Origin of the sequence: uncultured Muribaculum sp. (assembly GCF_910583865.1) — a bacterium.
GTDB lineage: Bacteria > Bacteroidota > Bacteroidia > Bacteroidales > Muribaculaceae > Muribaculum.
In genome coordinates, this window is the sequence record NZ_CAJTYX010000029.1 from 15,797 (window position 1) to 37,507 (window position 21,711).

Below are 21,711 nucleotides of genomic sequence, written 5' to 3' on the forward strand. Positions count from 1 at the left end.
GTCCGCACCATCACTTTCATCCAATGATCATTAACGAGATATGACAATCCAAGACATACCCAATGCATATGATGCCGGATTCTCCACCGGCGAAGATGAAGATGTAATCATAAAGGTGCTTGGCGTGGGCGGCGGCGGCAATAATGCTGTGAGCCACATGTTCCGCCAGGACATCAAGCATGTATCGTTCGTTGTGCTCAACACCGACCGCAAGGCGCTCATGCAGTCGCCCGTACCTACCAAGGTGCAGATAGGCAACGGTCTGGGGGCCGGCAACAAGCCCGATGTGGCGCGTGCGGCCGCCGAAGAGAGTGCCGACAAGATTGCCGAGATATTCAACGACAAGACCAAGATGGTGTTCATCACCGCAGGTATGGGTGGAGGCACCGGCACGGGAGCGTCGCCCGTGGTGGCGCGCATAGCGCGTGAACGCGGTCTCCTTACCATAGGCATTGTCACCATACCGTTCCTCTTCGAAGGCACAAAAAAGATTCTGAAAGCGCTTGAGGGTGCCGAGGAGATGAGCAAGTATGTCGATGCGATGCTCATTATCAACAATCAGCGTCTCAACGAGATATATCCCGACCTCAACGTGATCAACGCTTTCGGCAAGGCCGATGACACCCTCACTACCGCCGCCCGCTCGATCGCGGAGCTGATTACCTGGGAGGATGTGCACATACGTCTTGACTTCAACGATGTCGACACTACCTTGCGCAACGGTGGAGCGGCAATCATATCGACCGGCTATGGCGAGGGCGAGAACCGTGTCACCAAGGCCATACAGGACGCACTCAATTCCCCGCTCCTGAAGAACCGCGACGTGTTGTCATCCAAGAAGTTGCTATTCAACATCTACATCAACCCCGACACTGACTTCAAGATGGAGGAGACCGACGAGCTTACCTCGTTCATAAGCTCGATCGACACGGATGTCGACATCATCTGGGGTATGTACTACGACCGCACTCTTGAAAATCGTGTGAAGATGACAATTCTTGCCACCGGCTTCGAGATTACGGTAAACGACACGAAGGATACCCATTCGGGCTTCTTCGGCAGCAAGAAGAAAGAGACAATCGGATTCAGCGAGAACAAGAATACCGCCGATGCGAGCGAACGTCTGCGCAAGGAGTATGGCGACAAGGCTGTGGCCGACATAGAGGCGCAGAAGGTGAAGGCGCGCTTCATTGTGATGACACCATCGCAGATGGATGACGAGCGATTCATCGAGGCCTTCGAGAAAAGTCCTGCTTACAACCGCAATGCCAACACCGCCAACGATATTCGCGAGATCGGCCGTAAAGCCGCCAATCCCGGTTCGGTAGCGGCTGCCGTGATGGCCCGGAACACTGCCGGCGTTACGGCATTGCCCGGCGCGGATAACCCCCAGGGCGCGGGACATACAGTCCAGCCGACGTCGAACCGTACAATCCATTTTTGATGTCCGGCAAGCTGTATCTGATACCGGTCCCGCTGTCGGATGTCGCTCCTGAAAGCGTGCTCCCCGCCACAAATGTGGAGGTAGTGCGGTCGCTCAGGTATTTCGTGGTCGAGAATCTCCGTTCGGCGCGCCGTTTCCTCAAGGCGTGCGACCGTAGCATAGATATCGATTCGCTTACCATCGTGGAGCTGAACGAGCACACTCCGCGTGAGGAGGTGGCCGGGCTGCTCGCTCCGGTAATCGACGGTGCGGACTGCGGTGTGATTTCCGAAGCCGGATGTCCCGGCGTTGCCGATCCGGGAGCCGACATGGTGGCTCTGGCGCAGCGCCACGGCGTGGAGGTGGTTCCTCTCGTCGGCCCGTCGAGCATATTGATGGGACTGATGGGTTCCGGCTTCAACGGCCAGAATTTCGCTTTTCTTGGCTATCTGCCGATTGAAGCGCCAAAGCGTGCAGCAGCTATGCGCGAAATGCAGCAGCGTGTCATGCGCAATTCCCAGACGCAGATATTCATCGAGACACCGTATCGCAATAACCGCCTCATACGTGAGCTAACCACCTCCCTGCCCGGGCATATGCTCCTGTGCGTGGCGTCCGACATCACCGGGCCGCGCCAGTCGATAATCACGCGTCCGATTTCGGAGTGGGTGTCGGCAAACTATAATTACGACAAGATTCCCACGATATTCCTTCTGTACAAGGATGTCTGACGGTACGCGCATCAAGAGACTACACACTTATGGCAAAACGCATGAAATACCCCACTCCTGATTTTCCCGGCCTGTTCGATGACCGGGAGGAGATGACGTATGTTCCGCAGCCTGTCCGGTCCGACATCATAGCGCGCCATGCCACCCGTCTTGAGGGCGGTTTCCCGTCATATCCGCGCATAGCGCCTTCCGATAGTCCCTTTGGCCCTGTCGTGGCCAGCCCCGTGCCCAACCGCATACGGTTCATGTCGTTAGGATCCGGCTCATCCGGTAATTGCTGTTATATAGGCGACTCGCAGTGCGGATTTCTGGTGGATGCCGGAGTGGACGCCCCTTCTGTGACCGACACGTTGCGCCGCCATGGTATAAGCATGCAGCATATCAAGGGGATATGCATAACCCATGACCACAGCGATCACATGCGCTGCGTCTATACGCTTCTCCGCAAGAACCGCCATATGGCCCTTTACTGTACTCCGCGTGCCCTGAGCGGAATAATGCGCCGCCACAGTGTGTCGCGCCGCCTGAAGGATTACCATGTGGCCATCTACAAGGAGATTCCTTTCACCATAGGGAACTTTACCATAACGGCATTCGAGACGATGCATGACGGCACCGACAATGCCGGATTCTACATACAGCACGACGACCGCGCGCTGACAGTGGCTACCGACCTGGGGTGCATATCACCGCGCGTCGACCACTATATGCGCATGACCGACTACCTCGTGATTGAATCCAACTACGATCTCGGCATGCTGCGCGCGGGATCCTATCCGGAATACCTGAAAGCGCGCATACAGACAGACAACGGCCACATGGACAACAACGTGACAGCACGCTATCTGGCCGAAATCTACACTCCTCGGCTAAAGAATGTGTTTCTATGCCATCTGTCGCAGGAGAACAATACTCCGGAGAAGGCGGTCGCCGAGTCGCGTGCGGCATTGGAATCGATAGGTCTCAAGGTCGGAGCCGGCAACGATACTCCGGACGACCTCGCGGCCGACATCCAGCTTGTGGCGCTTCCGCGCATAGGTGAGTCGCGCTTCTACTCGTTCCGGCCTCCGAGGCGTGACGGCATCGACCGGTAAAACAGAATTACTTATCTCATTTTCCCATAAAACACCCATCCATATGAGTAATCCACATCGTTATTGCGTGATTATGTGCGGAGGCATCGGCTCCAGGTTCTGGCCATACAGCCGCGCCGACAGGCCCAAGCAGTTTATCGACTTCTTCGGTACGGGCCGTTCGCTGCTGCAGATGTCCTACGACCGCATACTGCCTCTCGTCGATAAAGAGCACGTAATCATAGTTACCAATGACCGCTATGCTCCGCTCGTGCGCGAACAGCTTCCCGAACTGGCCGAGCATCAGATACTCCTTGAGCCTGCACGCCGCAATACGGCACCTTGCATAGCATGGGCCGCAAGCCATATTCATGCCATCGATCCGCAGGCCTCGATGATAGTGACCCCGAGCGACCATCTTATCACCCGCGAACTTGAGTTTGTCAACGCCATAGATCGGGGATTCCGGTTTGTCGAGGCCAACGACGCGCTCCTGACCCTCGGCATAAAGCCGACGCGCCCCGAGACCGGCTACGGATACATTCAGATCGGACAGCCTGTAGATGGCACCGACGGAATCCTGAAGGTCAAGACATTTACCGAGAAACCCGACCTCGAGCTTGCCAAGGTGTTTGTGGAGAGCGGTGAATTCTTCTGGAATTCCGGCATATTCCTTTGGTCGGCACGGTCAATACTCGCGGCATTGCAGAAACATGCCCCGGACCTCATGACGACATTCGACCGGGGTGCCGCAGACTTCGGCACCGAACGTGAGCGCGGGTTCATCGAGCGCGAGTTCCCGGGATGCGTCAACATATCGATCGACTACGCCGTGATGGAGCGCGCAGGAAATGTCTACGTGGAGTGTGTCGATTTCGGATGGAACGACCTCGGCACATGGAGCTCGCTCTACGACAATTCGCCCAAGAACCGCGAGCAGAACGTGACGCAGAACTGCCGGGTGCTTGCCTACAATTCCGAGGGCAATATCTTCGCCGTCAAGGGTGAGAAGCTTGTAGTGGTCAACGGCCTGCACGATTATATCGTGGCCGATGCCGGCGACGTGCTCCTGATATGTCCGAAGTCGGAAGAACAGCACATAAAGCTCTATGTCAACGACGTGAAGCTTGCCTACGAAGAGAAGTACCTCTAAGATTGTCTCTTACGGAGAGCGCCGGTGGGCAATGCTGCAAGCCCCGGCGCTCTCTGTAAGCCCGACGATATGGGGGTGCGTGCGCGTTGCTCTGTCAACCTATCGCGTGCGGCATATGTTATAAGGTAGTGTACAACCAAAATTCATGACCATTATGAACGAAAATCATAAATCGGGATTCGTCAACATCGTAGGTAATCCCAACGTAGGTAAATCAACCCTTATGAACGATCTTGTGGGTGAGCGTATATCGATAATCACCCAGAAGGCGCAGACCACACGCCATCGCATTATGGGCATCGTCAACACCGACGATTATCAGATAGTGTTTTCCGATACTCCCGGTGTGCTGAAGCCCAACTACAAGATGCAGGAAGCCATGCGTGAGTTTTCGGAAGGGGCGCTGACCGATGCCGATGTGCTGCTATATGTGACCGACGTAGTGGAGGATCCAACTAAAAACGCCGACTTTCTGGCAAAGGTTGCCAAGGAGAAGGTGCCCGTGCTGCTGGTAATCAACAAAATCGACCTGCTAAAGGGGCAGGAGGATCTGGAGTCGACAGTGGCAAGGTGGAAGGAACTGCTGCCCAACGCCGAGGTATTCCCTACGTCGGCAAAATTGCATTTCAATACCGACACTCTGATGGCCCGAATCGTGGAGCTGCTCCCGGTGGCGCCTCCATATTTCGGCAAGGACGCGCTCACCGACAAGCCGGCACGTTTCTTCGTCACTGAAATCATACGCGAGAAGCTGCTGCTCAACCTTGACAAGGAGGTGCCCTATTCGGTGGAGGTAGTTGTGGAGAAGTTCGACGAGAAGGAGGACGGCATACACATCATGGCCGTGATCTATGTTGAGCGTGACTCCCAGAAGGGCATAATCATAGGCAAAGGTGGCTTGATGCTGAAGAAGATCGGCACACAGGCACGCAAGGACATCGAGACATTCTTCGGCAAGCATGTCTACCTTGAGCTGTTTGTCAAGGTTGAGAAAGACTGGCGCAACCGTGACAACAAGCTCCGCGCCTTCGGCTACATCGAATAGTCCCGTCTGGGTCGCCCCGGCCTGCATGCTCCTCCGATTACCTCCTCAATTTCCGGCATTATCCGGAGCGCAAAATATATACAATACATAAGCGACGATGTGCGTTGATTCAGCACATCGTCGCTTTATTATTTAGTGTAGTAAAAGTGATTCTGATTTTATTAAAAGCGTTCTTATCGAGAACGTAATAATGCCTCAGTTATGCGCATTTCTTCACTATGGCCGATGGTAGAGATGCGAAGAAGAGGAATATTATATATTTCAAGAATGTGATCTTTTAGTCGATCTCGGTGGAATTGCTTAGATTTCTCATTATGATAGTTGTATCCGTCGGTTTCTATAGCCAATATAGGTTCTTTGCTTACCCGGTTTATTATCAGAAAGTCAATGTGAGTTGACGGGTGTGAGGCATATTTTGCCTCGCGTTCAGAAAGTTTGGACTTGTCGCGAATCAAGTTGTGCAAAGGATAATGGCATAATGTTTTGATATGGGATAGCTCCGGTGTTGATAACCGGATTTTGTTGATAAGTTCAAATGTAAGATTTTCTGATTCGAATTCAGAGATTGCTTCTTGATTGCGCCGATATTCTGAAATACGGGAAAACAGATAGTCGAAGATTGAATGCAGATTGCTTTGGACTATCGCTCCATGACGATATCGTATATACCCCAATAAATCATGAATATTGCCTTTTAGCTCTTGTGGGTTTCCTGATACTACGAGGCAGAATCTGTCTTTTGCTCTTGATACAGCCACATTCAGCATATTGGCATTATCTGCAAAATTCGTTATTTTGTCATCCGTAACGCTTAGGATGATAACGCTTTTCTCACGACCTTGATATTTGTGGATAGTAGCTGCTTCTATCTCCGGTAACTGAATCTTGAATTGTGCGACCTGGTCATTATACGGAGATATTATACCGATATCGTCACGATTATCCAATTGAGGTAACAGCTCCAGTTTTACTGTGTCAATCTCTCTTTGATTGTAATGTCCCCTCGAATGATGCCCTTCGGCGGTCACTATAGCCGATAATGGGGTGTCTCCTCCATGTCTTTGAGTCATTATGATGAGATTTCCGCCGTAGAACTTCTGATTGCAGAAATTTATTATATCGGGATGGCACCGGTAATGTTCTCTCAGAAGTGTCTCCGGAGCGTTTGGCAGGGTTGCGATAATAGAACTTAAGAAGCTATGTTCGGCACTGTCATAGCACTCGGGTATGTCGGCAATCTTTATAAAATCTTTGAGCACTACCTTATCTTCATCTTTGATGACATTAGGCAACTGCTGTCTATCGCCAACTATCACAGCGTTTTTCGCACAAGATAAGGCGAGTAGCCCGGTTTCTACAGACACCTGCGATGCTTCATCCATTATTACATAATCAAATAATGTGTCCGGTTTAAAGCATGTCTTTGCCGAGAAGGTAGTACTCAGCACTACTGGATAGTCTTTTATAACCCGGTCTCCATTAAGGTATAATTCGCCTATCGATTTTATGGGACAGCGTTCTCTGTTGTATCGTCGGGATAAAATCGCTTTAAGAATACTCATTGATTCATCAGTCAGCGACTTCATGACAGCCTTGGCGTCCACATCGGCAAGATTTGATTCAAGATTTTCAATATCTGACTTAATCTCTCCGATGCGTTGTTGGTAAAATGCTAATTCGGTGCGGTTTATAATATCTGATATAGAATCCTTTGAAAGATCCGTTTTAATTTTTAATCTCCATCTTAACTGAAGCTTTAGATATGCCCTTTTAAGAAATGCATTAAATTGTCCTGCGAATCCGGTTCTTCCGCCGCAGGAGGATGTAGCTAATTTATGAAGATTATCCAATAGTTTCAGAATCTTTTCGGAGTTAATTGACGGGCGTGGGACATCAATGTTATCATGTTCCTGTGCGAAATGATATTGTTCAATTTCAACATCAGCAAGCTCCTGTCTGCATAATGCGAGTCTTTCTTGGTCCTTAAAGACACTTTCAATATTATTAAGGTTCTCTGAGACCATATTAAACGCACGTTCCAACTCTTCAGAAGCCTTTTGCCAGAATGACAATTCTGGATTCAGTTGAGGCTGATTTGCAATGAAAAGTTCCTTGTTTTCTTTTCTCCCTAAAGGTGCTACCAAAAATCCGAGTCCTTCTTTATCGAGTTTTATAAAGACATTCTGAATTGCAGAATTATTATTTGAGACAACCAACACGGATTTATTTGAGATGAGCAGGTTGGCTATGATATTGAGTATGGTTTGTGTTTTGCCTGTCCCCGGAGGCCCTTGAATGACGCTGACTTGATTAAGTAGCGCTGCTTTGACTGCGTTACACTGACTTGCATTGCATCCGAATGGAAAAATAATCCTGTCGAATGTATTGCTATTTAGTCCTTCCGCGGGATTCAGATACGGGGAGGCCGCGGTAGAGGAATCTATAAAATCAATATTTGAATAGATTGATTTCAGTATCCCCGACGAACCGGCTTCGCCTTCATCAATTCCGAGCCTGTTTATTCCTGCACATTGCTTAAAATAGGAGAATATATCCGCAGCTTTTTCTGATAGACATGAGGTATGGATCTCCACCTCAGTTTCATCACATTGCCGGACAAATCCATTGCCGTATCTAATGGCATAGTATTTTCTGCCACGAGTGGCAAATACTGTCATGGATTCGATATCGGACTTTTTTTGTCCGTTAATATAAATATGGGTATCGGCGCTGATATTCAAGGCGACAGGATTCCGCAACCATACGATTTTCTCTGGCCTGTAATTATATGCTTTTGTCGAATTTTTGAATTTGACAACGTAGAAGTCCCCTCGGTGCTCAATAGCCTCAATCTGAGATGTTTTGTTTACTCCATCTATAATTATGAGATTTTGGGTTAGTTCCATAATGTTAATGGACGAAGGTTTCAGCAAGAACAGGTGTCATCAATGAAAATAAGGTTACGTAAATGATGCCGAACAGGTCGGATGACTGGAGTCATTTGCCGGTCAGCTTGAAGGAGACTGGGAGAGTATACCAGACATTGACGGGCTTGCCGTTCATTTTGCCGGGAATGAAGTCGGGGAGAGTCTTGATTACACGCACAGCCTCCGCGTCAAACAGCGGATGCCTGCCACGCACAACTTCCACTTCGACGACTTTGCCGGTCTTGGTTACCACAAACTTAACCACGACGCGACCTTGCATCTCGATTTCGGCGGGATATTTGATATTATCGCTGATATATTTCATCAGTTCCGCCTCACCACCGGGAAAATTTGGCATCTGCTCGACTGCGGTATAGACTTTTTCTGTATCGGCTGTCTGTTCTTGTACGATACTTTCGAGTGGTGATGGCAGAAGATAGACACGTAAAACCAAACGTGCATATCAATGTTACGATGATGCGCTTCATGGGGAGAATTTTATGGTGGATATATGAAAGATCAGAGGGGACGGCGGAAGGCAACGCGGCGGCGGTGGAGACGGCGGTCGAAGAATTTCCACTGTTGCTGCACGTTTTCGTTACCTGCGAGTTCGGGATTGGTCTCTGCCCAGCGCACACGGTTTTTTATATAGGTCGGGAGCAGGTCGGTGAACAGCAGCGAGTTGACCCCCTTGCTCTGGTATTCCGGCGAGACACCCACCAACAGCAGGTCGACCACGTCGTTCTGACGATACATAGCTTTCAGCAAGTGATACCACCCGGTAGGGAAGAGCCGTCCGCGGCTCTTCTGCAACGCGCGCGACATGGAGGGGAGCGATATGCCTACGCCCACAAGCTTGTCGTCCTTGTCTACTATCAGGCTCACGTATTCGAGTTTGAGTATGGGCAGGTAGATGTCGATGTAGTATTCGATCTGGCGTTTTGTGAGCGGTGAATAGCCGTAGAGTTTGTCGTAGGCCTCGTTGATGAGTTCAAACAGGGCCTCCCCGTAGTCGGCCTTTATCTTCTTGCCCGAGGTGTACTTGACGGTGCGCAATCCGTACTTGCGGCGCACTATATCGGCCACGCGCTGTAGCTGCTCCGGCACTTTGTCGGGCACGGATATGCGGTATTCGACCCATTCCACATCCTCGGAAAATCCCATGCGGCGCATGTGGCGCGGATAGTATGGATGGTTGTATATGGTGGCCATCGTCCCCATCTCGTCGAATCCGTAGGTGAGCATACCCTCATGGTCGAGGTCGGTGAACCCGAGCGGCCCTACCATCGAGTCCATCCCTTGCGAGCGTCCCCACTCGGCGAGCGTGTCAAACAGGCGGTCGACCACCTCGTCGTCGTCGATGAAGTCGAGAAATCCGAAGCGCACGTCGCGCTTTCCCGTGCGCTCGTTGACCTGCCGGTTGATGATGCCGGTGATGCGGCCCACGGGCTTGCCGTCGCGCCAGGCCATCCACGACTTGGCGTCGCAGAAGTCGAATGCCGGATTTTTCGACGGCGTTAGAGTGTCCACGTCGTCGCTTACCAGCGGCGGAACATAGTAGGAATTCCCTTTGTAGAGGTCGATGGGAAACTGGGTGTAGCGGGTGAGTTCTGCCTTTACAGGCTTTATTTCGCGGATTTCAATCATACCTGTCGGGGTGGGGGATTTACTGGCGTGTTAGGTTGAGCCATGTGAGCAGGCATATCATCGCCAGCAGGAAAATGATAAGGAAAACGTACACCTGGTTGCTGTTGCGCCGCTCGAAAGCGAGGTGCAGATCCTGCACGTCGCGGAAACGCTTCTTTGGATCCGGATCCTTGCAGCGGCGTGCTATCTTGCGCAGCTCCGGCAGCTTGGCCGGCACATGGTCGAGCACCTCGTCGAGCACGCACCCGTAGCGGTAGATGTCCTCCGATGCGTCGGCAGGTTCAAGGTGACGCCGCTGGTCGAACCCCACGTCGATAAGCTTCAGGTTGCCGACGTTTTCGGTGAAGTAGATGGTCTCAGGGCGGATGGGGTGGTGCACGATATGGTTGCTCTGGATGTAGTCTATGGCATCGACCAGCTCATGCTGGAGCTTCTCGAGGATTTCGGGGGTGACGCGGTCCTCGTCTATAAGCTTGCGCAGCGAGTCGCCGTAGACATCGTCGGTGATGATACACCGCCCCAGCGTGGGCACTTCCTCCAGGTCGTTGATCATCACAATGTTGGGATGGGCGAGGTTGTAGCGCACGTCAAATTCCTTCTCCAGCATCCGGCGGAATTCGGGCTGCTCGGCATACTCCGGCTTCAAGGTCTTGAGCATCACCCAGCGGCCATACTTCTTTGCCGTATAGACAAGGTAGTACTCCTCCTCCCATTCGGGAAGGAGGGTTATCTCGGTCCATTTCTCCGTGGCCGACGGCTTGCCGGCCTCGATGTCTTGTGGCGGGATTTGCTGTTGAGGCTGTTTCGTGCTCATATACGGCAAAGTTACGGATTATATTGAAAATATATGCGATGGGCTGCTAAATTTCCTCCCCTTTGGCTTGCCAATCACAAATAATGTATAACTTTGGCGCACATCTCTACCGTCATTATGGAAAAACCAGACAAAGACCTTGATGCTCTCTTCGAAGCGTTCTATACCGCTAACTTTCCGCGTGTCAAGAACTTCGCCAAGCTCCTGACCAAGTCTGAACAAGATGCCGAGGACATATCACAGAGCATATTCATGAAGTTGTGGATACGTCCCGAGCTGTGGCAGGACCCGGAAGCCATGACCGGCTACCTCTATACCATGACGCGCAACGAGATATTCAAGCTCTTCAAGCATCAGAAAGTCGAGCGTGAATTCGAGGAGAAGGTGATGTCGTCGAAGCTGATCGGAGAGCTTAGCGAGGAGGGATGCGCCTTCCCCCTGGAGGATATCTACTACAAGGAGAAGCTGATGCTGCTCAACATGGCCCTCTCGCGCATACCCGAACGGCGCAGGCGCGTGTTCGAGATGAGCCGTTTCGACGGATTGTCAAACAAGGAGATTGCCGACAGGATGCAGATGCCGCTGCGCACAGTCGAGGACAACATCTACCGGACGCTGGCGGAATTGCGCAAATTGTTAATTTTTGTTATAATATTCCGTATCTTTCCGTAGTCCGCACATCTCGGGGATGGTTTATATGTGAACGCTTTTTAACCAAGCATAACTAAACCATTGTGAAAAATTATATACACGAGGTGATCAGCCGCTATGTGCGGCACGACTACACGGGCGACTTCGACCGCGACTTCCGTTCATGGCTCATCGCCGACGAGCACGCCGACGAGAAGGATCGCGAGCTGTCGTCGCTGTGGACATCGGTCGACGGCCTTTCCACCCCGGGATTTTCACAATCGCTCGACCGCATGCGCCGGCTCACCGGCATCGGCGCCCGTACCGGCATGCGGCGCATGCGCCGCCGCATGGCCTGGATGAGCATGGCTGCGGCCATCATGCTCGCCGTCTCCACCATTTCGGTCTACATGCTGCTCGGCGAGAAGCGCTCCGACAATCTCCTACAGGCCTACATTCCCAAGGCCGAGACATCCGATATCACCCTCCCCGATGGATCAAGGGTGCTCGTCAATGCCCAAAGCACGCTGCTCTATCCCTCAGAGTTCACCGGCGACACCCGTTGCGTGTATCTCATCGGCGAGGCTGACTTCAAGGTGGTCCCTGACGCCGACCATCCCTTCATCGTGAAGTCTGCCGACATGCAGGTGACGGCGCTCGGCACAGAGTTCAACGTCGCGGCATATCCCGAAGTCGAGGAGGTCGTCACCACCCTCCTCTCAGGCAAGGTGCTCGTCGAGTACGACGAACTGCGGTCGAGCCAGGTGCTTCACCCCAACCAGCAGCTCGTCTACAACAAGCGCACACGCACCTCCGCCGTCAACTTCCCCGACATGAACGATGTCACCGCCTGGCAGCGCGGGGAGATAGTGTTCCGCAGCCTCACCCCCGACGAGATATTCACACGCCTCGGACGCCGATTCCCATACACTTTCGTCTACAGCCCCCACAGCCTCAAGCACGACAGGTTCAACCTCACCTTCGGGCCTGATGCCTCGTTCGAGGAGGTGATGTCGATAACTGCCCTGGTCATGGGCGACCTCGACTATCGCATAGAGGACGACCGGTGCTACCTTATATCCCGACAATGACAATACCACTGCGCGCACCCCTCCGTCGGCGAGGCGCGCACCCTTATACAAGTTAACAATACCTATAAACCCGATCATGGAGGACATCATCACAGGCTTATGTAAAAAAATCTCCGGGAGAAGCATCCACCTTCCCCCGGATTTGAAATCATTCTTTCAGTCAGCGTGGTAAAGCGCATCGGGAGGGAGCATACAGGCTTCCCCGTCACAGAATCAACCTTATACCTAAACTAACATCAAGAAGATGCAGCAAATTTATAAAAAATCAGTAAAAAGAGGCGCCTTTCGCCGGCTCGGCATGCTCTTTTTGTGCTTCCTGCTATGCTCCGCAGCGGCTTTCGCACGCTCCGGTGCGGTGAGCATCACAATAAAGAGCAACGACATCTCCGTGATCGACGCCCTCAGAGAGGTAGGCAAGCAGTCCGGACTCTCAGTCGGCTTCAACGAGTCGCGTCTCGGCGACAGGCCGCACATAAACCTCTCGCTTGACAATGCTTCATTGGAGACATCCCTGTCTGAAATCCTTAAAGGCACAGGCTACACCTACCGCAAGGAGGGTGAATACGTGGTAATCGTGCCCGAGGACAAGAACGCCGAGAAGGCTGCAGCCACCGGCACACGCCGCATTCATGGCAGCGTCCTCGACGAGGAGGGTGAACCGCTCATCGGCGCCACCGTCAGGGTCGACGGCACTTCCGTCGGCACAATCACCGATGCTGAAGGCAACTTCACAATCGACGCTCCCGCGCGTGGAGTGATCACCGTGAGCTACGTGGGCTACGCTTCCAAAAAAGTGAAAGTAGGCTCTGCCGACACCTACCGCATAAGCCTTGCGGGCGACTCTCAGGTGCTCAGCGACGTGGTGGTCACCGCCCTCGGCATCAAGCGCGAGCAGAAAGCCCTGAGCTACAACGTACAGCAGGTCAGCGCCGATGACATCACCACCATCAAGGACGCCAACTTCGTCAACTCCCTCAACGGCAAGGTGGCAGGTGTCAACATCAACACCAGCTCGTCGGGCATAGGCGGCGCGAGCCGTGTGGTGATGCGCGGTGCGAAATCTATCGAGCAGAGCAGCAACGCACTCTACGTCATCGACGGCGTGCCGATGTATAACTTCGGCGGAGGCGGCGACACCGAGTTCGGCTCGAAAGGCACTACCGAAGCCATCGCCGACATCAACCCCGAGGACATCGAGAGCATATCCGTGCTCACCGGAGCCGCCGCTGCCGCCCTCTACGGCAGCAACGCCGCCAACGGTGCAGTGGTCATCACCACACGCAAAGGCCATGTCGGAAAGCTCGCCCTCACCGTCTCGTCAGGCATAGAGTGGCTGAAGCCCTTCAAGATGCCCGACTTCCAGAACCGCTACGGCACAGGTAGCAACGGCAAGGAGGGCAACTCCACCATCTACAGCTGGGGACGGCCGCTCAACGCTGCCGCACGCACAGGCTACACACCTGACGACTTCTTCCAGACCGGCGCCGTCTACTCCAACGCCATCACCCTCTCGACGGGCACGGAAAAGAACCAATCGTTCTTCTCGGCCGCTGCCGTCAACTCCGACGGTCTCGTCCCGAACAACCGTTACAACCGCTACAACTTCACCTTTCGCAACACCACATTGTTCCTCGACGACAGGATGCAGCTCGACGCCTCCGCAAGCTATATCCTGCAGAACGACCGTAACATGACCAACCAGGGCCAGTACTCCAACCCCCTCGTACCGGCCTACCTCTTCCCGCGCGGCGATGACTTCTCCGTTGTGAAGAACTTCGAGCGCTGGGACGATGCACGCAAGATACCCGTCCAGTTCTGGCCCCAGGGCGAGGGCGACCTTCGCATGCAGAACCCCTACTGGATAGCCTACCGCAACCTGCGCGAGAACAACAAGAAGCGATACATGGGCACGGTCGGACTCAGCTACCAGGTTCTCGACTGGCTCAACCTGCGCGGACGCGTGCGCATAGACAACACCTCCAACGAGTATGAGGCAAAGCTCTATGCCAGCACAAGCACCACGCTCACCGACGGAAGCACACAGGGACATTACACCGTCACCAACAGCTCCTACTCGCAGACCTACGCCGACTTTCTCGTCAACATCGACAAGCGAGTGGCCGACTTCTCGATATTCGCCAACATAGGCACGAGCTACTCGCGCGTGACATCGAAGGAATTTGGATATGCCGGCCCGATACGCGACACCGGCATCCCCAACCTCTTCAACGTGTTCGACCTCGACAACGCAAAGAAGCGCGCCACACAGTACGGCTGGCATGAAGTCACCGAATCAGTGTTCGCAAGCGCCGAAATCGGATGGCGCAGCATGCTCTACCTCACACTCACCGGACGCAACGACTGGGCCTCGCAGCTCGTCAACTCTCCGCAGTCATCATTCTTCTACCCCTCCGTGGGCCTCTCGGCTGTCATCAACGAGATGGTGCAGCTTCCCCACTGGGTAGGCTACTTAAAGGTGCGCGGGTCCTACAGCTCCGTGGGCAACCCCTATCCCAAGTTCCTCACATGCCCGACCTACACCTACGACGCCACCAAGCAGGACTGGTCATCGCAGACCAACTACCCCATCGGCAAGCTCTACCCCGAGCGCACCGACTCATGGGAGGTAGGTGTCGACGCGGCACTCTTCAACGACTTCAGGCTCGGGGCATCGTTCTACTACGCCACCACAAAGAACCAGACCTTCGACCCGCGCCTCCCCGTTTCGTCGGGCTACGACAAGCTCTACGTGCAGACAGGCTCCGTGCGCAACTACGGCGTGGAGCTGATGCTCGCCTACTCCCACGACTGGGGCGGACTCTTTTGGGACACAAGTTTCACCTTCTCCGCCAACCGCAACAAGATCAAGGAGCTTGTCCACAACTACGTGCACCCCGAGACCGGGAAGGTCTACAACATCGACCGCCTCGAACTCAACACAAGCGACGGCCGAGGATTCGGTAAGGCCAAGTTCATCCTCAAGGAGGGCGGTACGCTCGGCGACCTTTACACCCACGCCGATCTCAAGCGCGACATCAACGGCAACATTCTCGTCGATGACGCCGGCAATGTCACCGCCGTCGACAACGCGGGCGACATAAAGCTCGGAAGCGTGTTCCCCAAGGCCAACCTCGCCTGGAACAACAACCTCCGCTGGAAGGGAATCAACCTTGGCTTCCTCGTGACAGCGCGCCTCGGCGGCATCGTCTACTCGGCCACACAGGCCTACCTCGACCTCTACGGAGTGTCGGAGACATCGGCAGCCGCACGCGACGCCGGCGGTGTCCTCGTCAACGGACGCAGCCTTGTCGACCCCCAGAGCTTCTACGGTGTGGTGGCCTCCCAGAGCGGACTCCCCACCTACTATACGTATTCGGCCACAAACGTGCGCCTTCAGGAGGCAAGCATCGGCTACACAGTGCCCCGGCGCTGGCTCGGCGGTGTCTGCGACGTGACCCTCTCCGTAGTGGGCAAGAACCTCTGGATGATCTACTGCAAGGCACCATTCGACCCCGAGGCCGTGGCCACCACGGGCAACTACTATCAGGGTATCGACTACTTCATGATGCCGAGCACGCGCAACATCGGATTCAACATCAAAGTTAACTTCTAATACGATAGCAATGAGATACATATATAAAATTCCCGCGATACTCCTGTCGCTGCTGACGCTCCCCCTCGCGGGTTGCTTCGACGACGACGTGAACCGCAGCATGTATGAGGCCGACGCCGACGAGATGCAGCGCGAGAACCATATCGTAGGCGCTTCGCTCAAAGGCATGCAGGGGTTGGTGGTGCCCACACAGGAACACCTCTACCAGTTCATGGATGCCATGGTCGGCGGTTCGTACGGCGGCTACATGGAAGGCATCGTCGACACATGGGTGATGAAGTTCTCCACTTTCAACCCCGAGCAGGGATGGCTGCGCGCCCCCTTCGCCGACCCCATCAAGAAGCTCTACCCGCAGTACCGCGACATGCTCGCAAAGACCGACGACCCCGTGGCCCTCGCCCTGGGCAAGATCCTGAGGGTCTGCGCCATGCACCGCGTCACCGACATATACGGCCCGATACCCTACTCGCGCATGATGGGCGACGACAACTCCGGCGAGGACCTTTCCGTGTCCTACGACTCGCAGGAGCAGGTCTACACCGCCATGCTCGCCGAGCTTGACGAGGCCGACGCAGTGCTCGCCGACAACGAGCACCTCTCAGCCGAGGCGTTCCGCAAGCTTGAGGACCTCTACTACGGCAACATCTCCAAGTGGCGCCGCTTCGTCCACTCCATGCAGCTGCGCATAGCCATGCGCATGGCCTACGTGAAGCCCGATGCCGCACGCACTGCCGCCGAGAAGGCCGTGGCTGCCGGAGTCATCCTCTCCAACGACGACAACGCTATGCTCCACGTGGCCGAAAACCGCTCCGCGCTGATGTTCAATGACTGGTGTGACTACCGCATCTCGGCCGACATCGTATCGATCATGGGCGGTTACTCCGACCCGCGCCTGGAGAAGATGTTTGTCAAGGGTGTCAACACCGTCACCGACGACAAGGGCGTCCAGAGCCAGGTCAGCGATTACTACGGTGTGCGCATCGGCATATTCACACAGAAGAAGGACGACATGATCAACCTCTACTCCAAGCAGGTGATATCATCGACCGACCCCTACCTGTGGATGAACGCCGCAGAGGTGGCGTTCCTGCGTGCCGAGGGCGCGCTGCGCGGATGGAGCATGGGTGGTGACCCCCAGGCCCTCTACGAGCAGGGGATAAAGCTCTCGTTTGACGAGCGCGGGGCCTCCGGGGCCGACGCCTACGCCCGCGACGCCGTTAAGGTGCCCGCCGACTATGTAAACCCCATGGACAAGGGCGACATCAAGTACAGCCACAAGGCCGTCAGCACGATCACCATAGCCTGGGAGCCTGGCGACGCCAACTTCGAGCGCAACCTTGAGCGTATCATCACCCAGAAGTGGATAGCGATATTCCCGCTCGGCCTTGAGGCTTGGGCCGAACACCGCCGCACCGGCTACCCGCGCCTGTTCCCCTCGGTCGAGAACAAGGATCCGCAGAACAGCGTCGATACGGCCATCGGTGCGCGCCGACTCCCTTATCCCTCCGACGAGTACAGCGACAACCCGCGCTACATCGTCGAGGCCGTACAGATGCTCGGCGGACCCGATGCCGCCGGCACGCGCCTGTGGTGGGACGTGAAGGACCATTCATTGCAGTAAACCCTCTAATCCATCAGAAAAAATGAAGATAATATCTATAATATCAGCCTCCATGATCGCCCTGGGCGCCGCATCATGCTCCGACTGGACCGACATGGAGATCCACGACAGCCATGTCACCTCGCGCCCCGAGCAGGATCCGCAGGGATACGCCGACTACACAAGGGGGCTGCGCGAATTCAAGGCATCGGCCCACAGGATCGCCTACGCCTGTCTCGACAACGCTCCCGACCGTTCCGTCAGCGAACGCGACTTCCTGCGCTCCCTGCCGGATTCGCTCGACCTCGTGGCCATGCGCAACGCCGACCGGCTCTCCGCAGCCGATGTGGCCGACATGACGTTCGTGCGCGCCGACTACGCCACCCGCGTGCTCTACCGGGTCGATGCAGCCAAGGGAGCGCAGGCCGTGGCCGACGCTGCCGCCGCCGTGCGCTCCGGAGCGTTCGACGGGATGGTGCTCGCCTCGGCGACATCCGTGCCCGACGACATGGCGGCTCTCGTCTCCGGACTTCCGGGAGTTCTCCTCTTCGAGGGCACGCCCTCGCTCCTCCCCGCATCGGCCTGCGACGCATTCGACTGGTTCATAATCGACGCGTCGGCGGCAAAGGACTCCTACGACATCGAGACCGCCGTGCGCTACTCCGTGGCCTACGCAGGCATTCCCGCCGGGAAGATTCTCCTCGGGGTGGTCCCCGGCGCATCGATCACCGACGCCGACGGAGTGACACGCAACTCCCTCGCCGGCGCGGCATATGCGGCCAACGTGACCGCCGGAGGACTCGCCGGCTTCGCCGTCAACAACGTCGGTGCCGACTACTACGACGCCGACATCATCTACAAGCGCCTGCGCGGCGGCATACAGCTGCTCAACCCCGCACGCCACAATTAACCATCATACCCATACCTTCCAGCTATGAAGAAATATCCGTTATATAGATGCCTGGCCCCGGCGGTGGCGCTGCTGATGATCGTGGCGTGCGACAACGAGGACTACTCCGAGAAGTCGCCGTTCGACAACGCGGCCTATCTCGACGTGGCGGCAACAAAGACATCCGAGACTTTCACCTTCAACCGCAAGGTCACCGACCAGACAAAGACCTTCTCCGTGAAGCTGACATACCCCTCGGGAGCGCCCACGACAGTGACCCTCGCCGTCGACCCTTCGCTCGCCTCCGGTTACAACGCCCGCAACGGCACCGACTATCCCGTGCTCCCCGCCTCCCACTACTCCCTGGAGAAGTCCTCCGTGACGATACCCGCAGGGCGCACTACCTCCGAGCAGGTGGCGATAAGCTTCTCCCGGCTCGACGAGCTTGAGATTGATGCCACCTACATATGCCCGCTTGCCATCGGCGGCGCCGACGGCGTGGAGGTGATGGGTGGCTCGCGCGTCATGTACTACCTCGTGCGCCGCTCCTCGGCGATCACCACCGCCCTCAACCTAAGGAACTGCTATGTCAAGATTCCCGGATTCGTCAAGGACAGCCCTACGGGCGACGTCGTCAACCACCTCTCGGCGGTCACCATGGAGTGTATCGTCAGGGCCAACTCGTTCCAGGAGACGATATCATCCGTGATGGGCATCGAGCAGTACTTCCTGATCCGTTTCGGCGACGTGCAGTTCCCCAACAGCCAGCTGCAGACCCAGACTACATTCGGTAAGTTCCCCGAAGCCACCCAGGCAAAGACCCTCAACGCCGGACAGTGGTACCACGTGGCGCTCACATGGGATCTCGCTGCGGCCACGATCCGCTTCTATGTCGACGGCGAGCTGCAGAGCGAGGCCGCCGGCCACGGGAAGAGCGACATCACGGAGCTGAACCTCGCCGACCGCGCGCCGCGCAACGAGTTTGACAACAGCGGCGACTTCGTGTTCTACTTCGGACGTTCCTACGGCGACAGCCACGACCCGAGCCGTATGTTTGACGGCGACATCTGCGAGGCGCGTATATGGAGCGAGGCGCGCACCCTCGACCAGATAAGGCAATACATGTATGATATCCCCGACCCGCAGGCGCAGCCGTCGCTGAGAGCCTACTGGAAGTTTGACGAGGGGGCGGGCACGGTAATCCACGACAAGACCGGTCACGGCAACGACGGGCAGGTGGTAGCATACTGGACCGACCAGAACCATACCGCACAGTATCCGCGCTCCGAGGCCGACCTCTGGCCTGCCGGGGTGGAAGTGCCGAAGCTGTCATGGGAGTAAGTCGACCATGGGAAAGCTTATGTTCAAAACTTTAACATTTGAAAAGTCATGAAAATCTCAATAAAACATTTCATACCCGCCGCCATGCTGTGCGCCCTGGCCCTCACGGCCTGCGACGAGGACGCTATGGTGGTAAATCCCGACACCGCCCACGACAAGTCGACAGCGACCGAGGAAGTCATTTCGTCCAAAGGCCATTTGGATAGTAAGAACTATCCGGGAGGCGATATGATATTGTTCCGAATAGGCAGTCCCGAACAGACAGGTCTCGATCCGTCGGAACTTAAATATACCGATGAAGTACGGCTTATACTCCCAGAGGCTGCCGATAAAGACAGGACTTTCCGCATAGGCATGAATCCTCTATATGCCGGAGGAGATTATTATTATGGTCAGTCTATAACGATTCCTTTCAATAAGGAACATTATATGGAATGCCAGACATTGACCGGGTCAGGTGGGCTTGGGAATAATCTGTCGTTAAACGGCGATGGCGAATGTATCGTCACGATCAAGGCCGGACAAACGACATCGGATGCCGTAAAGCTCGAATTTAACGGACAGGGTATGATGGTAAACGACGCATATATGTTCCCTATACAGGCTACGGATACGGAGTCGGGCGAACTGATTACAGAATTGCCTTACATCTGTTCGGTTGCCGCCGGGATTGATTATCTCGTAGGGGAGAAACCCACGGTTAACATCGCGTATATTGATATGGAGACGATGAATCCGCTGATTGCCACTCAATTTATGATTGATGTCACCCACAGTGATTTCAACACCGGCGAGGACGTAAAGTTATATTATGGCAAACTATTGGATATAGTGAACATACGTACCTCATATATTAAGAAGGATGGCAACGGACATGTCAAACTGTTCCTCAATCCCGATCTGGAATATGTGCTCAAGAATCGGCTGCGTTACCTTTATCCGATACAGCGCGACGGCATAAAAGTGTGTATCGCTATAAAGGGTGGAGGGACCGGTATCGGATTTGCCAATATGTCGGACGAGCAGATAGCCGATTTCACGGCGCAGGTAAAGACAGTTGTGGATTTGTATGACATTGATGGTGTGAATCTTTGGGATGAGAGTGCCGGATATGACATTGAGGGCTCTCCCGCTGTTTCCGGAATGGCTTATGCCAGGCTTATTAAGTCGCTCAAAGGAGCTATGCCCGATAAGCTGCTTACCCTTGTAGATACCCGTGAGACTACCGAGGCGCTTTGCGATCCGCAGGATGGAATATCGGTTGGTGATTATCTGGATTATGCCTGGAGTTCGCTTGAAGATTACATAGCTCCTTATGAACCGAGTCCCACGTCGCGCGCATTGGCCGGAATGCCGGAGAAGAGATATGGAACGATATTCATGCGTGATATTGTCCATATGTCGAATGAAGAACAGGAGGCTCTGGTGATGGGAGAAGGTGTGTTAGGCCCGTTTATGGCAGGCACACGTTTTGACAAGCTTTCCGGGACAGACGTGATAGTAAGTGATTACGACTATGGAAAAGAGTCTATGTGGAATGAGCCATGGAATATAGGAATGATGGCCAAGTTCCCGATGCCGGAAGATTTTTCATTCATGGTCATGACTATGGTAAAGCCGACTAAGTTGGTTTGGACATATTACGCCTTCAAGAAAGACTGGTAATTCATATATTATCGGGTAACTTATATTATAGGTACTCACGCTGTTTTAATTCTCGGGGAGGTGGATGCC

16 protein-coding genes are annotated in these 21,711 nt (G+C 54.6%); 12 read left to right on the forward strand and 4 right to left on the reverse strand.

All coding sequences use genetic code 11. The features are described from left to right. The first annotated feature begins 40 nt into the window (after positions 1-40). The 5 genes from ftsZ (at position 41) to era (ending at position 5,425) form a co-directional block, all read left to right on the forward strand. Positions 41-1,444, forward strand: a complete 1,404-nt coding sequence (gene ftsZ, locus QZ303_RS07550; protein ID WP_295731287.1) for a cell division protein FtsZ — start codon at positions 41-43, stop codon at positions 1,442-1,444. Next, positions 1,444-2,154: an SAM-dependent methyltransferase gene (locus QZ303_RS07555; protein ID WP_295731289.1), complete on the forward strand. Its 711-nt coding sequence runs from the start codon at positions 1,444-1,446 to the stop codon at positions 2,152-2,154. Before ftsZ ends, QZ303_RS07555 begins: the two co-directional genes overlap by 1 nt. A 29-nt stretch (positions 2,155-2,183) precedes the next feature. After that, positions 2,184-3,248, forward strand: a complete 1,065-nt coding sequence (locus tag QZ303_RS07560; protein ID WP_295731291.1) for an MBL fold metallo-hydrolase — start codon at positions 2,184-2,186, stop codon at positions 3,246-3,248. 43 nt (positions 3,249-3,291) lie between these two features. Then, on the forward strand, positions 3,292-4,380 hold the full coding sequence (locus QZ303_RS07565; RefSeq protein ID WP_295731293.1) for a mannose-1-phosphate guanylyltransferase: 1,089 nt from the start codon (positions 3,292-3,294) through the stop codon (positions 4,378-4,380). A gap of 154 nt (positions 4,381-4,534) precedes the next feature. Further along, positions 4,535-5,425, forward strand: coding sequence for a GTPase Era (era, locus tag QZ303_RS07570; protein WP_295731295.1), 891 nt, complete (start codon positions 4,535-4,537; stop codon positions 5,423-5,425). A 173-nt stretch (positions 5,426-5,598) separates the two neighbouring features. On the opposite strand, the gene QZ303_RS07575 is transcribed toward era, so the two are convergent. From QZ303_RS07575 to QZ303_RS07590, 4 genes are all read right to left on the reverse strand, one after another. Next, entirely contained in the window at positions 5,599-8,331 is a 2,733-nt protein-coding gene (locus QZ303_RS07575) for an AAA domain-containing protein (protein WP_295731297.1), read from the reverse strand. Positions 8,332-8,422: 91 nt separating this feature from the next. Beyond that, positions 8,423-8,806, reverse strand: a complete 384-nt coding sequence (locus QZ303_RS07580; protein ID WP_295731299.1) for a TonB family protein — start codon at positions 8,804-8,806, stop codon at positions 8,423-8,425. A 65-nt stretch (positions 8,807-8,871) separates the two neighbouring features. Then, on the reverse strand, positions 8,872-9,999 hold the full coding sequence (locus QZ303_RS07585) for an N-acetyltransferase (RefSeq protein WP_295731301.1): 1,128 nt from the start codon (positions 9,997-9,999) through the stop codon (positions 8,872-8,874). Positions 10,000-10,018: 19 nt separating this feature from the next. Next, the gene (locus QZ303_RS07590; protein ID WP_295731303.1) at positions 10,019-10,813 is read right to left on the reverse strand and encodes a protein kinase; all 795 of its coding nucleotides are present in this window, start codon (positions 10,811-10,813) and stop codon (positions 10,019-10,021) included. Between the two features lie 117 nt (positions 10,814-10,930). Between QZ303_RS07590 and QZ303_RS07595 the strand changes: the two genes are divergently transcribed. The 7 genes from QZ303_RS07595 to QZ303_RS07625 all read left to right on the forward strand — a co-directional run bounded on the left by QZ303_RS07595 (position 10,931) and on the right by QZ303_RS07625 (position 21,642). Next, positions 10,931-11,485 carry an RNA polymerase sigma-70 factor gene (locus QZ303_RS07595; RefSeq protein WP_295731305.1) on the forward strand — a complete coding sequence of 185 codons (555 nt, stop codon included), beginning with the start codon at positions 10,931-10,933 and terminating at the stop codon, positions 11,483-11,485. Between the two features lie 62 nt (positions 11,486-11,547). After that, a complete protein-coding gene (locus QZ303_RS07600) occupies positions 11,548-12,534 on the forward strand; it encodes a FecR family protein (protein WP_295731307.1) in 987 nt (328 codons plus the stop codon). A gap of 244 nt (positions 12,535-12,778) precedes the next feature. Next, positions 12,779-16,147 (forward strand): TonB-dependent receptor, encoded by a 3,369-nt coding sequence (locus tag QZ303_RS07605; protein ID WP_295731309.1) that lies wholly within the window; start codon positions 12,779-12,781, stop codon positions 16,145-16,147. Positions 16,148-16,157: 10 nt separating this feature from the next. After that, complete coding sequence (locus QZ303_RS07610; protein ID WP_295731311.1) at positions 16,158-17,768, forward strand: SusD/RagB family nutrient-binding outer membrane lipoprotein; 1,611 nt, start codon at positions 16,158-16,160, stop codon at positions 17,766-17,768. Between the two features lie 22 nt (positions 17,769-17,790). After that, positions 17,791-18,657, forward strand: coding sequence for a glycoside hydrolase family 18 (locus QZ303_RS07615; RefSeq protein ID WP_295731313.1), 867 nt, complete (start codon positions 17,791-17,793; stop codon positions 18,655-18,657). A 24-nt stretch (positions 18,658-18,681) separates the two neighbouring features. Further along, on the forward strand, positions 18,682-19,977 hold the full coding sequence (locus QZ303_RS07620; protein WP_295731315.1) for a DUF1735 and LamG domain-containing protein: 1,296 nt from the start codon (positions 18,682-18,684) through the stop codon (positions 19,975-19,977). Between the two features lie 48 nt (positions 19,978-20,025). Beyond that, positions 20,026-21,642 carry a glycosyl hydrolase family 18 protein gene (locus QZ303_RS07625; RefSeq protein WP_295731318.1) on the forward strand — a complete coding sequence of 539 codons (1,617 nt, stop codon included), beginning with the start codon at positions 20,026-20,028 and terminating at the stop codon, positions 21,640-21,642. The last annotated feature ends 69 nt before the right edge of the window (positions 21,643-21,711 follow it).

What these genes read in the sequence shown, in the direction of transcription:
- ftsZ (WP_295731287.1), top strand. Translation starts at nt 41, where the DNA reads ATGACAATCCAAGACATACCCAATGCATATGATGCCGGATTCTCCACC.
- QZ303_RS07555 (WP_295731289.1), top strand. Translation starts at nt 1,444, where the DNA reads ATGTCCGGCAAGCTGTATCTGATACCGGTCCCGCTGTCGGATGTCGCT.
- QZ303_RS07560 (WP_295731291.1), top strand. Translation starts at nt 2,184, where the DNA reads ATGGCAAAACGCATGAAATACCCCACTCCTGATTTTCCCGGCCTGTTC.
- QZ303_RS07565 (WP_295731293.1), top strand. Translation starts at nt 3,292, where the DNA reads ATGAGTAATCCACATCGTTATTGCGTGATTATGTGCGGAGGCATCGGC.
- era (WP_295731295.1), top strand. Translation starts at nt 4,535, where the DNA reads ATGAACGAAAATCATAAATCGGGATTCGTCAACATCGTAGGTAATCCC.
- QZ303_RS07575 (WP_295731297.1), bottom strand. Translation starts at nt 8,331, where the DNA reads ATGGAACTAACCCAAAATCTCATAATTATAGATGGAGTAAACAAAACA.
- QZ303_RS07585 (WP_295731301.1), bottom strand. Translation starts at nt 9,999, where the DNA reads ATGATTGAAATCCGCGAAATAAAGCCTGTAAAGGCAGAACTCACCCGC.
- QZ303_RS07590 (WP_295731303.1), bottom strand. Translation starts at nt 10,813, where the DNA reads ATGAGCACGAAACAGCCTCAACAGCAAATCCCGCCACAAGACATCGAG.
- QZ303_RS07595 (WP_295731305.1), top strand. Translation starts at nt 10,931, where the DNA reads ATGGAAAAACCAGACAAAGACCTTGATGCTCTCTTCGAAGCGTTCTAT.
- QZ303_RS07605 (WP_295731309.1), top strand. Translation starts at nt 12,779, where the DNA reads ATGCAGCAAATTTATAAAAAATCAGTAAAAAGAGGCGCCTTTCGCCGG.
- QZ303_RS07610 (WP_295731311.1), top strand. Translation starts at nt 16,158, where the DNA reads ATGAGATACATATATAAAATTCCCGCGATACTCCTGTCGCTGCTGACG.
- QZ303_RS07615 (WP_295731313.1), top strand. Translation starts at nt 17,791, where the DNA reads ATGAAGATAATATCTATAATATCAGCCTCCATGATCGCCCTGGGCGCC.
- QZ303_RS07620 (WP_295731315.1), top strand. Translation starts at nt 18,682, where the DNA reads ATGAAGAAATATCCGTTATATAGATGCCTGGCCCCGGCGGTGGCGCTG.
- QZ303_RS07625 (WP_295731318.1), top strand. Translation starts at nt 20,026, where the DNA reads ATGAAAATCTCAATAAAACATTTCATACCCGCCGCCATGCTGTGCGCC.